Below are 14,824 nucleotides of genomic sequence, written 5' to 3' on the forward strand. Positions count from 1 at the left end.
CATCATGTGCATTGTTATAAAAATGTATCGCTAAATCTGTAATAATACAGTTAGTTTTTATTTAATCAGTATTATAACAGATTGCTGCGTAACTTGCCTATGTTATTTTTTATTATAAAATAAACAATCTAAATTTTATATATCAGAATAGCAAAAAGAGTAGAAAAATTTAGAATTTAGACACCTTAGCAAAATTCAAATAAATAAAAAACATTTTTTTGAAAATTCAGTTGTATGAGTGCTTTTAAATAGAAGAATGATCATAAAGTTTTTTCTAAAATATTTTAATGAATGTTTAGCAAATGTCCATATGATTTGTACCTTTTGGTTGATACAATTTTAAGGATATATTGCATGTTACTTTGTAGTAAACTATTATACATGTTGGAGAATTCCAACTTTTCTGATAATAAGTTTTTATTTGTTATAAATGACATTTTGTTAAGATACATTTGAAAAATAATACAGGAGGTAATTAGTACGCATGCATCGGTTGAAATTAAAGCATTTAATTATGGGGGTAGCGCTAGCAGCATTCTTCTTCACATGCATTGGAAGTATTTGGAGCGGATATAGAATGAATGTTGATTCGATAAAGGAAAATGCACTTGAAACAAATCGGGTTTATGCTCAGAAATTGGCATCAACCGCAGATGACTATCTCAATGAAGCCTTTCAAATACTGGGTTATAGTGCCAAACAAATAAGTACAAGGATGGATGATGAACAAGTATTATATCAGGAAACAGATCGATTAAAATTGCAAAATCAAATGTTCAACTCTGTAGTCATTACAGATGCGGAGGGGCTTGTATTGGCTATATCACCACCGTCAGTTGATATTAAGGGAGAGGTGTTAACATCTGTCGGTGCTAAAGAAGCGTTAGCAAAAAAGTCACCAACTATTTCTAAACCCTATGAGGCGATCACAGGACGTCTCATTATTTTTATGTCCTATCCTATTTTCTCAGAATCTAATGAGTATTTAGGTATGGTAGCAGGCTCCATTTATTTAAAGGAACCAAATGTTTTTAAAACATTACTAGGAGAACATTACAGCAAGGATGGCTCTTATGTATATGTAGTGGATGCGGATGGACGCATCATCTATCACCAAGACCCAACGCGTATTAATGATGTTGTGACAAAAAATAAAGTAGTGCAAGCTGTAATGGCTGGAAAAAATGGTGAACAACTAGTAGAGAATACAAAAGGCGTAAAAATGCTTGCTGGCTACAGCTCAGTAACCTCTGCAGGCTGGGGAGTTGTTTCTCAAAGACCTTTACAGGTAGCACTAGCTCCTTCATTTGATCGCGTGGAGGAGTTTATTGTAAAATCTATACCGCTTATGATTATTTCGATTATTATTGTACTTTGGGCAGCCGCGCGTATTGCCAATCCACTACAGCAATTAGCGACATTAACAGAGGAAAGCTTAAATACAAAAAATATAGAAAGATTAGAATCAGTAAATGGTTGGTATTACGAGGCTAATTTTTTAAAGAGTGTGCTAATACGGAGCTTATCTTTTTTACAGGGACAGATTACATTTTTTAAAGATCAGTCGACAATTGATCCACTAACAGGTGTTACGAATCGGCGTACGATGGATGCCTTGCTTGCGGAGTGGCTAGCAAAGAAAATACCACATGCCATTATTTTGCTGGATTTAGACCACTTTAAAAATGTGAATGATACATATGGTCATGCAGTAGGTGATAAAGTATTGCAATTTTTAGCGAAACATATGGAATCAGTAGTACGTGAGGGAGATGTTTGCTGTCGCTATGGTGGTGAAGAATTTATAATACTTCTGCCAAAAACAACAGCACAGGAGGCAGAACAAATAGCAGAGCAGCTACGGATAAGATTAGCTCAAACAGATAGCCCATGTGGCAGACCTGTAACATTATCCGCAGGTGTTGCTGTTTACCCAGAAATGGCTCAAACAGCTGAGGCATTATTAGAGGCTGCTGATGGTGCATTATACCGTGCAAAGCAGGCTGGACGCAATCAAGTAAAGGTGGCTGAGCTAAAAAATTTATCGTAAAAAAAGCTTATTTCTCTAAATTTTGGGGTAAATGATTAATGTAAACCTCATTTGGGCAAGCTATTTTTGAGTCATCCGCCATATGACTTCTAAGCCATGTTCAAATGATATGTAACTCAGGCAACACCTTATGCTCGACTTGACGGTATGTAAGGTTATCCCCCTTTCCCTTACAACATAGCAAGTGTAGCGAGATGTATGCCTATATATCGTGAAAGCCAAGAAGCACCGATGCTTCTTGGCTTTTTTATTGTGTTTATTTGAATTTACACTTTATTTGATTTTCTTGTATTTATCTATGAAGGTTCGCTAGCTATTGGTCGATATAAAGAGTATGGAAAAATGATATTTGTACGTATCACGATACATAAGTGAAAGGAAGAGTGAGATGGATAAAACTAAAATCCAAAAAGTAAATAAAGCCTTGATCGCTACAGTATTTGCTACAAGTGGAATTGCCGTTGTTGTGCCTCCATCGCACAAAGCGGAAGCGGCAACATCACCCTTTAAGGATATTGACCAATACTCAGATCATTATAACGATATATTAAAATTACATTCGCAAGGTGTTATTAACGGTTTTTCAGATAACACATTCCGACCAGATTTGAATGTAACACGTGGGCAGGCAGCAAAAATGCTAGTAGCTGCGTTGAAATTAGATACAAAAAATGTGCAGGATCCTTACTATAAGGACGTACCTAAAAGCAGCGAATATTATCGAGCTGTTGCAGCATTACAAGATGCAGGTATTATGTCTGGTTATTCAAATGGCACATTTATGCCAAATGAAGTTATGACACGTGGTGAGCTAGCTAAAATTATCGTATTAGCCTTTAATTTAGAGGTATCTCCTACGTATAATCATATATTCAAAGATGTTGATAGCAACTCTAGCAATGCTGTTTATATTCAAACATTAATTGATTTGGATATTACGGAGGGAACAACACCTGTTACATTTGCTCCATTTGAGCCTGTAACACGTGGACAATTTGCATCTTTTGTTGTTGGTGCACAAGAGAAAAAGAGTAATGAAACATCTTTTAAAATTACCAAAGTTGATGATGATGCTATTTATATCAATGGAGATGCCTATACAGTTTCAGACAGCCTTACGCATATTTTCAACGAAGATAATGCGGCTGTTTTAAAAGGCGCACTTATTGAGGGGGAGCTTTCAGGAAAAAGACTTCGCTCCGTGTCAAAATTAACATTAAATGCAAGTGGCACAAGCTCGGATTTCCTTGAACTGGATGGTGACTATGGTTCCCTTGGAGCAACTATCGTTGTAAATGGTAACTATATCGAATTTTCAAATATTACACTAACAGGGACAATGTTTGTTAATGAAACAGTACGCCCGCCATTACGTCTAGGTACACCATATAGTCAGTCATTAACAACAGGACGTGTGGCAAGCTTAAATACTTCCTTTATCAATTGGTCTAATCCTGATAATGAGGAAGAGAATTCATCTACTAACAATTCAACAAATGATTTGCAAAATTGGACAAAGCCAAATCCAGATAATAATCCGCCTTTTGTAAACTGGTCAAAAGAAAAGCAGGAAATGAAAAATGTTGATAAGCATCTAGTGTTTTATAATAGCACGGTTGCGCGTTTAGTCGTATCACAATCCAATACGAAAATCGAAACTGATACAAAGCTACCACGTATAGATATTACTGGAAATGTCCGAGAGTTTGAGATTCAAGGCGATATTGGTACATTAAATCTTAATACAAAAACGAAGCTTACAATTTATGGCGAAGGCAATATCGATTGGATTAATTACAATAGTTCTACTGACCTTGAGCTATATATTGATGGGCGGATTGGTACATTATATGTTGATAATAAATATGGCAAGATTGATATTGGCGACTACACATATATAGATAAAGTTATTATTCCTAAAGATGAAACACCAAACAATATCTTTGATGACTTCCTTGAGGATAAAGATAACGTAGGGAGTATTACAGACCCAGATGGCAAGCCGATTGATAAAGATGATATTGATAATCAGCAGCCTGATGATAAAACAAAGCCTACTGTCAGCATTACAGCGCTGGAAGTACTAAATGGCAGTGAAATTGAAGTGAGATTCAATTCAAATGAGGTAGGCACATACTACTATATTGTGCGTGAAGCGGATGCAGATGCACCAACAAGACGAGAAATGATTGATCGTCTTTCTAATCAAAATGTAGCACATGGCACAGGTGCGGCCGTGAACGGTACAAATACGATTAGAGTTTCCAATCTTGGTGAGAAAAAAGAATATGAGATTTATATTTTAGTTGTAGATGGAGCGAAGAATGCGTCGGATATTGTGTCACAATCGTTCCAAATGAAGGATGCCTCACCGCCAGTTGTAAGATCACTCCAAGTAACACCTTTACATGGAGGCACACGTGCAGAATTTAGATTTACAGCAAGCGAGCCTGGGGATTACTACTACTATGTACGCCCACAAACAACAGCACCAGACCCAACAACAGAAGATATTATTGCCAACCCAACAGGCAGTGGCAATGCAAGAGCTGGTGAGTTAGGTATTGAAGGAATGCTAACAGGCTTAGAGGCTGAAACAACGTATCAGCTATATGTTGTGATGAGGGATGTTTCAGGCAACTTATCAGTAGACCCTCCAGCCGCGCGAGAATTTACAACGTCAGAGCTTGATCTTGTTCATCCATATGTAGAGGCAGGTCAGTTAGTAAGAAGAAACAATAATCAGTTTGAGCTAACTGTAAGCGAGGCACTAGACCCAGAAAGTGCTAATGATATTAATAATTATTTATTAACAGGTACGGTTATTGTCAATGTATCTGGAGAAAGAGGAATTAAACCATCTGCTGTTGAATACACGCCAGGTAGTCGAAGAGTATTGTTAACAATTCCATCTGACACAGGGTTTGTTAATGGCGATACATTGCGTGTAACAGTATTGCCTGATGTGAAGGACTTGGCAGACAATGCATTTGAAAATATAAATACTGTACAGCCGGGCGACCCAGTGCGTAACTATGCAGAATATAAGCATGCGGACACAGTAATGCCTGTTATAACAATTGAAAATGTTATCAATAGGGCTGATGAATCGGATGGATTTAGACGAGCAGAGGTTGAATTCAGACCAAATAAGGCTGGAACATACTACTATATGATTTTACCGAATGTAGTGGTAGATAATGGTGAAACAAAAACATTACAGCAATACTTAACAGATCACGAAATTACAGAGCGTGATTTTATTAATGAATTTAGTAGTACAGATAGATCAAATAAATTCCAAATAGATGGCGAGAATATTTATGTGACAAGCGGCACAGGTACAGCCGATTTAGAAACAGCTACACAAAGATTCCCTGTATCTGTAGCACAAAATGCCTTAAATCCATTTAATAATTACTCTGTTTATATGATATTAAGAGATCGTGGTGGTGAGCTTTCTCGAATTGCAGGTCCAAGAGAAGTATTTAATGATGTGAAAGCACCACTTATCCGAGGCTTGGAAATTAAGCCAATGGAAAATAATGATACAAAAGCAACCATTAGCTTTGAAACAAATGAAACAGCAAAGGTGCATTACTGGTTTGTTGAAAAGAAAATTCAGGATGCAGATGGGAATTGGATTGACAATCCAGATGCGAACTTAAGTGTTCCAGCAAATGAACAACGTTTAGAAGCTGAATTAAAACGTAGACCATCCGTTGAAAAAATAGGAAGCGGTCTTTCTGGAACAGTAGAGGCAAGAGGTGTAACATTAAAGCCTCATACAGACTATGTTGTGTATGTTGGAGCTGAAGACACATACGGTAACTTTACGATTTACCGAGCAAATAGTGACTATAATGACCATAATCGAACAGCAGCGGGCTTAATGAAGCAAGATTTCTATTCAGATGGTACGCCACCGAAAATCGGTATGAGGTCACCAATGGATAATCGGGATTATCCTGGATTAATTTACCGTAATAGTGATAATACCTTTACCATTACATTTAGCGAAACAATTATACGTGAGGCAGATGGTAAATCTAAATTGGTAACAACAGGAGATACAGTTGCTCTTGATTTAGCAGATATTCTAACAATTACTACAAAAGATGCAAATGGCAACGATGTGGATGTAACAAACCAATATGAACCTGTCCGTTATACAGTAGGCACGAATACAACAAGGGACAGTCAGCTTATTATTCAGCCGATAGCACCGAATACTGGAAATCAAACAATTACGGTGACAATGAATGATGATACAACAGAGGTAAGAGACTTTGTTATTCAAGGCTATGAGGGACATAGGTTTGTGAATGCTGCTCAATATCTATACCGTACACTGGATGCAACATTTATGGAAATTCAGCTTAGTGATTTGAATACAACTAATGACCATAGAAAAGTTCAAGCGACATTTGACTTGTTAGGAGCAGAGGAACAAATTTATGAGAATGGTGAGTTATTGAAATACTACTATCTATCTGATACAGCAGGAACAACAGAATCTGTTATTCAGAATCGAACAGCAGCACAAGTTATTCAGACAGTTAATGACGGTACAAATAGTTCATTAGCAAAAGGAACAGGAACAGTAGCAACTAATGTAGCACGTATTACGGTAGAATTTACGCACCCAGCTAAATTCTTCACAGGTGACTATGTAACGATTGTCTTAGAAGATAAATATGGTAATTTCCATAAATTCTATGCAAAGGTTGGTTACCGCAATCCTATCCTTGATACACCATAAATACCCAAAACCAAGTAGGCTTACACAGACCTACTTGGTTTTTAATTTTTAGGCTACTAGGTATATAAGAACCGAGGAATTCAACCAAGCATACTAGAAAGAATAGTAACATGGTCCTCCTCGTTGAACTTTGTATATTGAGTGTAAACATTCTTATCACCTAAGCATTTCATTTACGCTAATTGTTAGGGGACGGTTAATAGGATGTTCTCCTTTAATGATATTAGAGTTGTCATTATATCTGTCATGCTTGCTGTTTTTATGTAACATATCATCCCTCATCTGACTAAATAAGTATGGTTGGTTTGTACAGCAGGGGGGCTTTCCAAATATCTCTATAACGGTTTGCAGCGGACACATTATTTTTTCTCGGATTTTATAATGTGTTAGCCAATCCTCTGCATGTTGTTGGATCAGGTTGAAAAACTAATAAACAATAAATAATAAAAACATATCGCTTTCCTATCAAGTAAATAGGGAAGCGATATGTTTAAGAATAGATGTATGCAGTTTAGTTGTATTTAATTAGGAATGCACCTGAAGTAGGAGTTTGAATAAAGTGACGCAGACCATCCGTTGTAAACTCAAATGGAGCTGAATCGTCGGAACCATTTACACGAGTAATCATTGCATTTCGTCGTAGCCCCTCTATAATAATTTCCATATTGGCATCAAATTCTACAGGCTTGTTATTTAATGTAGCTGTAAGTGTAATACGATTGCCTCTTTTCATTACCTGAATATCCATCACACCCTCATCCTCATTAATAAGTGTGTAGAGCGGTGGAATAATAATGGTCATTTTATTTTTCGTTGTTAAAATAAAACGCTCTGTATCCACCTCAGCTGCTGAAACATTAATTTTAGCTTTATACGTATTTTTGCTTTTAGTCATTGCTGTGATTTTACCTGGAACGGCTGCGCTAATTGATGACTCAGGGATTTTTGGAATATTCTCCTTTGTCGGCAATGTATATTCTCCTTGGACAAAATCTACTAATGTCCAAACATTTGGTACAAGTTGCTGCTGGACAGGTGTTAAGGCTTCAAAGGCTGTCTTTACTTTTTGTACGTCCTGCACAGTGGATGTTTTTGGCGATAAAGCAGCAATGGCATTTTCTACTTCCTTGGCCGCAGCCTTATCCTTTACTACAAGCTGCTCTGCATCTAGCAACAATTGCTCAATGCCAGTAGGTAAAGAGGCATTGGAAAACTTACGCAGGGCATTCAGCTCAGCTCTAGCATCAGCTACATCCTTATGAAATGAGAGTCGAGATGAATTCAGTAACTGAATTTTATGAACGACCTTAGAGATAGTTGTGTTTGGTGCAATATAGGATGTTAATATTTTTCTGGCAGCTTCACTGACAAAGGATTTTTGTGCAGCATTCAACCTGTTATACCAATCTCTTGTTTCTATTACATTGGAGTAATAATTAATAGATGAAGAATCTACAGAAGCTAGCTTTTCTTCAATTTGAGCAGCAAGTCTACGATAATCCCCTCTTGTCTGCTGATGTGCTGACAATGTGGAATAGTTTGTGACATATTGTTTTTCTATTTCTGTTAAAGCATTATAAGCCTTTAACGCTGCCTCTAAATTGGTCTGGAAAGTGGCTGTTGTATTATTAATATTGTTAATAAGCTGTATAGTATTCGATACATTCGCATTGTAATAATTATTGGCTATGTAAGTTGCTGCTGTATGTTCTGTCACTTCAGTTGCTAATGCTGGTGCATTATAAAGAAGTGAAGGAACAGCAACCAAAGACAGCAAGGCCAATCTTTTTTTGTTTTTCATATGATAAGATGCCCCCTATTTTTATGATAGATAGTCGATGAAACGGAAATTCGCCCAATATATGGTGTTACATTAATTTTAGCATAGCCTAGAATTTTTTTATGCATTTTTTGAATGAATAGGTAGAATGGTTATAATTTCTTTGTTTGAGTTTCACAACTTCAGTACCTATAAAAAAGGCAAGATGGATAAAGTTAATGAGTAAAACAGGTAATGTTAAGCAGCATTACCTGTTTCTTATATTCCAGTGCTTATGTAGCAGTTAAGTAAGAATGAACATTTTTGAGCAATAATCAATGTAGATATTTTGTAGAGGTTGCTCTTCTAGCACTGGGCATTTAAAGAAATTGAAGAGGCAGCCACTACACATTCTTATTATATCGCTGAGGATGGTAACGAGCAGCTAGCATAATAAGTAAGAAACAAAACAGGCAAGGAGCAGCCCTTCGCCTGTTTTGTTATTAATTGTTTAGAAGTTGGTGAGGTTATGTATGTTAGTGTATAAACATGATTATTGTGAGAAACACAGCGTACAAGTATCAAGAATGACTAGGTATTCCAATGCCTAGTCATTTTTCTGTTGTATTAGGCTTGTTCAGAACTTGTTTAGCCCTTTGACGTAAGCTAGAAGTAACGTATTTTTCTTAAGAAATAGTAAAGAATTGCGGATGTTTTTAATGCAAAAATGTCAACGATGATTTGAGGGGATGGGATACAATGGTGGTATGGCGTCAATATTTAGTTCCCGAAGCACAGGCAGCTAAAGTAACTTATGGTAAACAAAATACAAAGAAATATATTATTATTCATGAAACAGATAATGAAAAATTAGGAGCCGATGCAGACGCCTATGCTCGCTTACAGTTTAATGGTATCAATCGAGAGGCTAGTTGGCATTTAACGGTGGACGATAAAGAGGCTGTTCAGTCATTCGAATTTGACCATGCCTGTGGAGGGGCAGGATCGGCTAAAGGAAATTTACAAGGCATTCAAATTACAATATGCGTAAATTCGGATGGCAACTATTTGCAAGCTCTTCATAATACAGCTGAGGTTGTTGCTAGAATTATGAAGGAAGAAAATATTCCGATTGAGAATGTAGTTCAGCATCATTACTTTAACGGAAAAAATTGTCCCAGAAAAATGCGAGAAGGGCAAGTTAATTGGTTGCAATTTATTTCATGGGTCAAAAATGCACCGGTAGGAACTGTGCGAAAAAGAAAAGTATTAGAAGATATAAAGCCATATTATGTTGTAACAGGTACATATGAAACGCGACAGGCTGCTGAAAATGCACATGATGTATTGACATATCGCTTTGGCTGGGGTGTATATATTGAGCAGATTAGCGGTAAGTGGAGGTTGAAAACAGAGGCGTTTCAAAGTAAGGCTGAAGCGAAGATAGCTGAGAAAAAAATAAAGGCTGCCCAGCTTTCAAAAATAACAAATGTCATTGCTGAATAGTGTATTGTTTAGAATTTGTTTAGAACGCTGTGATAAGCTATTCTATGTAATCTTGTCAATGTCTTAAACCTTAAACAAACCAAAAAAGACCAGGCTTCTTTATTGTAAGCTTGGTCTTTTTTGACTTTATTTTCTATTAATTTTTAGGAATGGAAAAGGAAATTATTGTGCCTTGACCAATCACACTATTTATTGTTAGTGTGACCCCAAATAACTGCTTTAGACGCTGCTCCGTATTGACAAGACCAACACTTGATTTCTTTTTAGAGCCGTTATGCTCAAAGCCAACGCCATTATCCGATATAGCTATTGTAAAATACTTCTCCCCCTCTTTAATAGAAATCGTGATAGTGCCGCCTTCTCGCTGTTGTAAAATACCGTGTTGGATAGCATTTTCAACAAGCGTTTGTATAGTTAGAGGAGGAACAAATAACTTGATATGCTGAGGAATATCCCATATTACTTGTATTTTATCAACAAAGCGAATTTGCTCGATAGCAAGATAGGCACGAACAAGCTTTAATTCATAGTCAATTGGCACGATTAAATCAGCATTTTTAAAATCGAAGCTCATTTGTAAATAATCACTAAAGGCAAGCAATAATTCCTCCATTTTTTCATCATCTATACCATGTAACGAAATAATAGAGTTTAGAGTATTGAAGAAAAAATGAGGCTGTATTTGTGCTTGAAGCCACGCAGCCTCAATACGAAGCCGTTCCTCGCTAGACTGTTTCATTTGAATAAGTGCCTGCACGCGTGATTTTAACTCCATATATTCCATTGGCTTCTTAACATAGTCATTTGCTCCACTTGAGAAGGCAGTTCGGATATCCTCGCTTTGCTGTCGAGCTGTTAAGAATAGTATTGGTAGCTCTGCAATAGAGAATTTTCCACGAATATGCTCAGCCAGCTCATAGCCAGACATATGCGGCATCATAATATCCGAAATGACTAAGTCAAAACTATTTTCTTGAAGTTTTTCAAGTGCCTCAGCTCCACTTAACGCTGTTTCGATTTCAAACGGCTCTGTCGAAAATGCATTTACAAGTATTTGCAGATTGACAGCATCATCATCAACGATAAGAACTCGTGAACGGCTTGTTACTAATGAATTTTTATCATCAGTAGAAGCTGCAATGCCGGGTTCCACCGAGAAATCATCTACTAATGGAGCATACTTGAATAATGCTGTATCCTGCATTGTATTAGATGTGTCACCTGTTATGTTGTGCGTTTTAGCAATTGGTAATGAAAAAGTAAAAGTTGACCCTTTGCCAATAGTAGACTGCACTGACATTGTACCGCCATGTAAGGATATAAGCTCCTGACAAATACTTAAGCCTAGTCCAAGCCCACCACTAATAGCTGCCATTGTGGAATCAGCCTGCTCATAAGGCTCATAAATTCTTTTTTGCATATCTTCGTCAATGCCAGCTCCAGTATCTATTACTGATATATACAATTTCTTACCTTTTACTTCAGCCTCAATACTAATGGAGCCCTGTTCAGTAAATTTAATCGCGTTATGAATTAGGTTAGAAAAAATTTGAATAATTCGTGTTTCATCTGCTAAGACAAGGGGAGAATCTTTTGGTATACGCACAATAAGCTCAATAGGCTTGCCCTTTAGCATAAAACGAAACATATTGCAGACACCACTGGCGATTGTATACGTATTTAATGGCTTAGGCTGTAATCGTAGTGTTTTTTCTTTTAATTTCACTAAATCTAATAAATCATCCAGCATAGAGGTCATATGGTTACCAATTCTTACGAGTAGGCGTAAATCCTCTTGGTCTTGCTGAGCGGAGGATTGATTTTGCTTGGCTAACAGTGTTTGAGCAATACTCATCATGCCATGCAGTGGGTTGCGTAGTTCATGAGAGGTATTTGCTAAAAAATCATCCTTTGTATGAATTTCTTTTTGTAATTTTACAGAAAGCTCTTCCGTTTGGATGGTTGTTTGGAAATAACGTGTAAACCAAAATGCTGATAAAGCAGTAATGCCGATTAGCAAATCAAAGGGATAATGACTATAAGGTAATATTTTATTTTGTTTTAAAGAGAAAAATAATGAATTTGTTGCTACAGCTGTTCCAGTTAATAATAAAAAGATTACACCTTTTTGCCCTTTAATAGCTATATTCAACATGAAAATAGTTATAATAATAGGGGAGATAATAAAAAGTATGATAAATATAATTTTTGTTTTAAGAATAATTTCAATGGGCGCTGTTAAAATAAATAATAGATAGGCAGCACAGATCAATGGGACAATTGTCAATATTTTGGGCTTAGCATATTTCTTCATCAATTCACGTAGAAATAGTACAAAGAACAACATATTGTTGATGTATGAAAAATAAAACAGCCTATTTGCCCAAATCCAATTAATCGGTATATAGTTATATAAAACTTTATTGCTGGAAACGAGTACTGTAACACATGTAGAAATAAGAATCATTGCAAAGTAAAGAAGTGATTTATCTCGAATACCTATAGCCCATATTAAAATTGTAAAGAGTAAATAAAAGGCGAAAATTAAGCAAACAGCCAATTGAGTTGTGATAGAAAAGTAGGCAGCCTGTTTCATTGAGTGCAAGTCACCAAAAATTATTTCACGGCTAAAACCACCTTGTACATAATGATTTACTTGAACACCCTGAATAATGATTTCGCTTTCATTTGTATTTAGCGTAAAATAATGCGTAATAGGTCTACCTATGGGAGAGGTGGACCTATTATCTAGGGTCAGGCTTCCAAGTCCTCCAATTAATTGACCATTTACATAAAGTTCATAAGGAGCTAAGCCTTCAGGTACTGTGATACCATACATCTGAGGAGAAGCATGTTCCTTTAAAATTTTTAAACGATAAGAGCCATAACGAACTTCATCGTTATGCTGAAAATATGCATCCCAAGCTTCAGGCTGATTTGTATAAACTTTTTGTTGCCCTAAAGGTTTGGTGCTTTCTGAAAAAAGCAGGGTGTTGGGATAGAGCTCCCACTCTTTTTGTAACCTAACTTTAAAATTATGGCTGGTATCTATGCCTGTTAAATCGACCACCCCTTGTTGAGCATCGACTCCTTCTGAAATATTGGTGAAATCCATCCAAGTAAATCGAAGCGTGGTAAGGAAGCAAAAAAATAATCCAGAAATTATTAATATTTTTAGTTTTTTGTTTTTCATCATAGCAATATTTTCGACGGATAACGCTAGTTCACCTTCTAAAGTAGTAGCTTCTCTATCAAGTTTTCTAAAAAGTAAACGATAATAATATAAGGAATAAGGCTAAAGGGGGGATACGTATGAGAATCGTGCTAGTAGATGATGAACATTTGCCATTAGCGAGATTAAGAGCCTTACTTGAGAAAAGTAATGTTCCTGGAATTGAGATCGTTGGCGAGTATACTGATTCTCTGAAGGTATTGAATGATATTGAAACGCTACAACCGAATGTTGTATTTTTGGATATAGTAATGCCTGGTATGGACGGTTTAGCATTAGGCGAAAAAATTCAAGAATTATTACCCCATGTGGAAATTGTTTTTACTACTGGGTTTGATCAGTATGCGATTGATGCATTTAATTTGCATGCGATTGATTATTTATTAAAGCCTATACAAAATTCACGTTTAGAAAAAACGTTGGAACGACTTGATAAAGTTACAAGTAAAAGCGACAAGACTATCACAAAGCATACAATGCTTAAGCTTTTTGGAGGACTTTATGTTGTGTCACCAGACGGTCAGACACAGCTTATGAAATGGCGAACATCCAAGGCGAAGGAATTATTTTCTTATATGCTTAATCATCGTGATGAGGTGATTTATCGTGATACTATTTTAGAGCTATTTTGGCCAGAATATGATATCGATAAAGCATCGAAACAGCTCTATACAGCGATTTATACAATACGTAAAACATTAAAAAACTATGGGCTAGGTGGTATACAAATTTCAAGTCCTTTGCTACATTCTGGTTATAGATTACTAGTTGAAAATACGGTGATTGATGTTGAACAATGGCTACTTCGTCTAAAAGCATTGCCTCCTTTACAGCGAACAACAGTAGAGGAACACGAGCAAGTTTTCCAAATGTATACGGGTGATTATTTAGGAGATTGTGATTATCTATGGGCTGAGAGTGAAAGGGAGCGTCTAAGACGACTGCTGCTACATCATACTTCCCAATTAACTGAATTTTATATTAAAAATGAAAATTATATTGCTGCTGTGAAAGTGCAGGAAAAAGTGAAAGCACTCTGTCCAGATGAAGAGGAAACGTATCTTACTTTAATGAAGCTATACGAATTACTGGATAATGTAGCTGCTGTAGAGGAGCAATATTTACTATTAAAGAGAATGCTTCAAGAGCATTTGGCGGTAGAGCCAAATGAGGAAATTGAAAGCTGGTATCAAAGCTGGAAGCAAATTAATAATCTATCACGTATAGATGCCTTTAGTTAGGAAAATGCCAAAGCGCTGTTAAATCAGTGCTTCGGCATTTTTTTGTGGCTGAAGCATCTTTTGCGATACTATCTGTCACATTTATTACCTTAAAGTAAGCCATAAGTCCCTCTATTTATCGGATAAATCTTTACAATAATATCAGTAATTTTTTACTATATTCAATAAATAATTTATTGTGATATAGATAGGTATCCTTTATTATTAATGTAAAAGTGAGGTGCTAGAGATGAAAAAATCTAGAGGTATTGCTTTAAAATTATCCTCTCTTATA

General features: G+C 36.3%; 6 protein-coding genes. 4 read left to right on the forward strand and 2 right to left on the reverse strand.

Annotation, left to right across the window (positions count from 1 at the left end):
- Positions 1–484: 484 nt before the first annotated feature.
- Positions 485–2,050, forward strand: coding sequence for a sensor domain-containing diguanylate cyclase (locus MHB42_RS01265; protein ID WP_340803950.1), 1,566 nt, complete (start codon positions 485–487; stop codon positions 2,048–2,050).
- A gap of 388 nt (positions 2,051–2,438) precedes the next feature.
- The gene (locus MHB42_RS01270) at positions 2,439–6,812 is read left to right on the forward strand and encodes an S-layer homology domain-containing protein (RefSeq protein WP_340803951.1); all 4,374 of its coding nucleotides are present in this window, start codon (positions 2,439–2,441) and stop codon (positions 6,810–6,812) included.
- Between the two features lie 511 nt (positions 6,813–7,323).
- Here MHB42_RS01270 and MHB42_RS01275 read toward each other — a convergent pair.
- Entirely contained in the window at positions 7,324–8,613 is a 1,290-nt protein-coding gene (locus tag MHB42_RS01275; RefSeq protein WP_340803952.1) for a hypothetical protein, read from the reverse strand.
- 717 nt (positions 8,614–9,330) lie between these two features.
- Between MHB42_RS01275 and MHB42_RS01280 the strand changes: the two genes are divergently transcribed.
- Entirely contained in the window at positions 9,331–10,077 is a 747-nt protein-coding gene (locus tag MHB42_RS01280; RefSeq protein WP_340803953.1) for a peptidoglycan recognition protein family protein, read from the forward strand.
- Between the two features lie 136 nt (positions 10,078–10,213).
- On the opposite strand, the gene MHB42_RS01285 is transcribed toward MHB42_RS01280, so the two are convergent.
- Positions 10,214–13,273, reverse strand: a complete 3,060-nt coding sequence (locus MHB42_RS01285) for an ATP-binding protein (protein WP_340803954.1) — start codon at positions 13,271–13,273, stop codon at positions 10,214–10,216.
- A gap of 116 nt (positions 13,274–13,389) precedes the next feature.
- Here MHB42_RS01285 and MHB42_RS01290 point away from each other — a divergent pair, with 116 nt between their 5' ends.
- Positions 13,390–14,550: a response regulator gene (locus MHB42_RS01290; protein WP_340803955.1), complete on the forward strand. Its 1,161-nt coding sequence runs from the start codon at positions 13,390–13,392 to the stop codon at positions 14,548–14,550.
- Positions 14,551–14,824: the final 274 nt, after the last annotated feature.

Source organism: Lysinibacillus sp. FSL K6-0232 (genome assembly GCF_038008325.1).
Taxonomy (GTDB): Bacteria; Bacillota; Bacilli; order Bacillales_A; family Planococcaceae; genus Lysinibacillus.

Excerpts from the sequence above, each read along its gene's own strand:
- MHB42_RS01275 (WP_340803952.1), bottom strand. The coding sequence starts at position 8,613 with ATGAAAAACAAAAAAAGATTGGCCTTGCTGTCTTTGGTTGCTGTTCCT.
- MHB42_RS01270 (WP_340803951.1), top strand. The coding sequence starts at position 2,439 with ATGGATAAAACTAAAATCCAAAAAGTAAATAAAGCCTTGATCGCTACA.
- MHB42_RS01285 (WP_340803954.1), bottom strand. The coding sequence starts at position 13,273 with ATGATGAAAAACAAAAAACTAAAAATATTAATAATTTCTGGATTATTT.
- MHB42_RS01290 (WP_340803955.1), top strand. The coding sequence starts at position 13,390 with ATGAGAATCGTGCTAGTAGATGATGAACATTTGCCATTAGCGAGATTA.
- MHB42_RS01280 (WP_340803953.1), top strand. The coding sequence starts at position 9,331 with ATGGTGGTATGGCGTCAATATTTAGTTCCCGAAGCACAGGCAGCTAAA.
- MHB42_RS01265 (WP_340803950.1), top strand. The coding sequence starts at position 485 with ATGCATCGGTTGAAATTAAAGCATTTAATTATGGGGGTAGCGCTAGCA.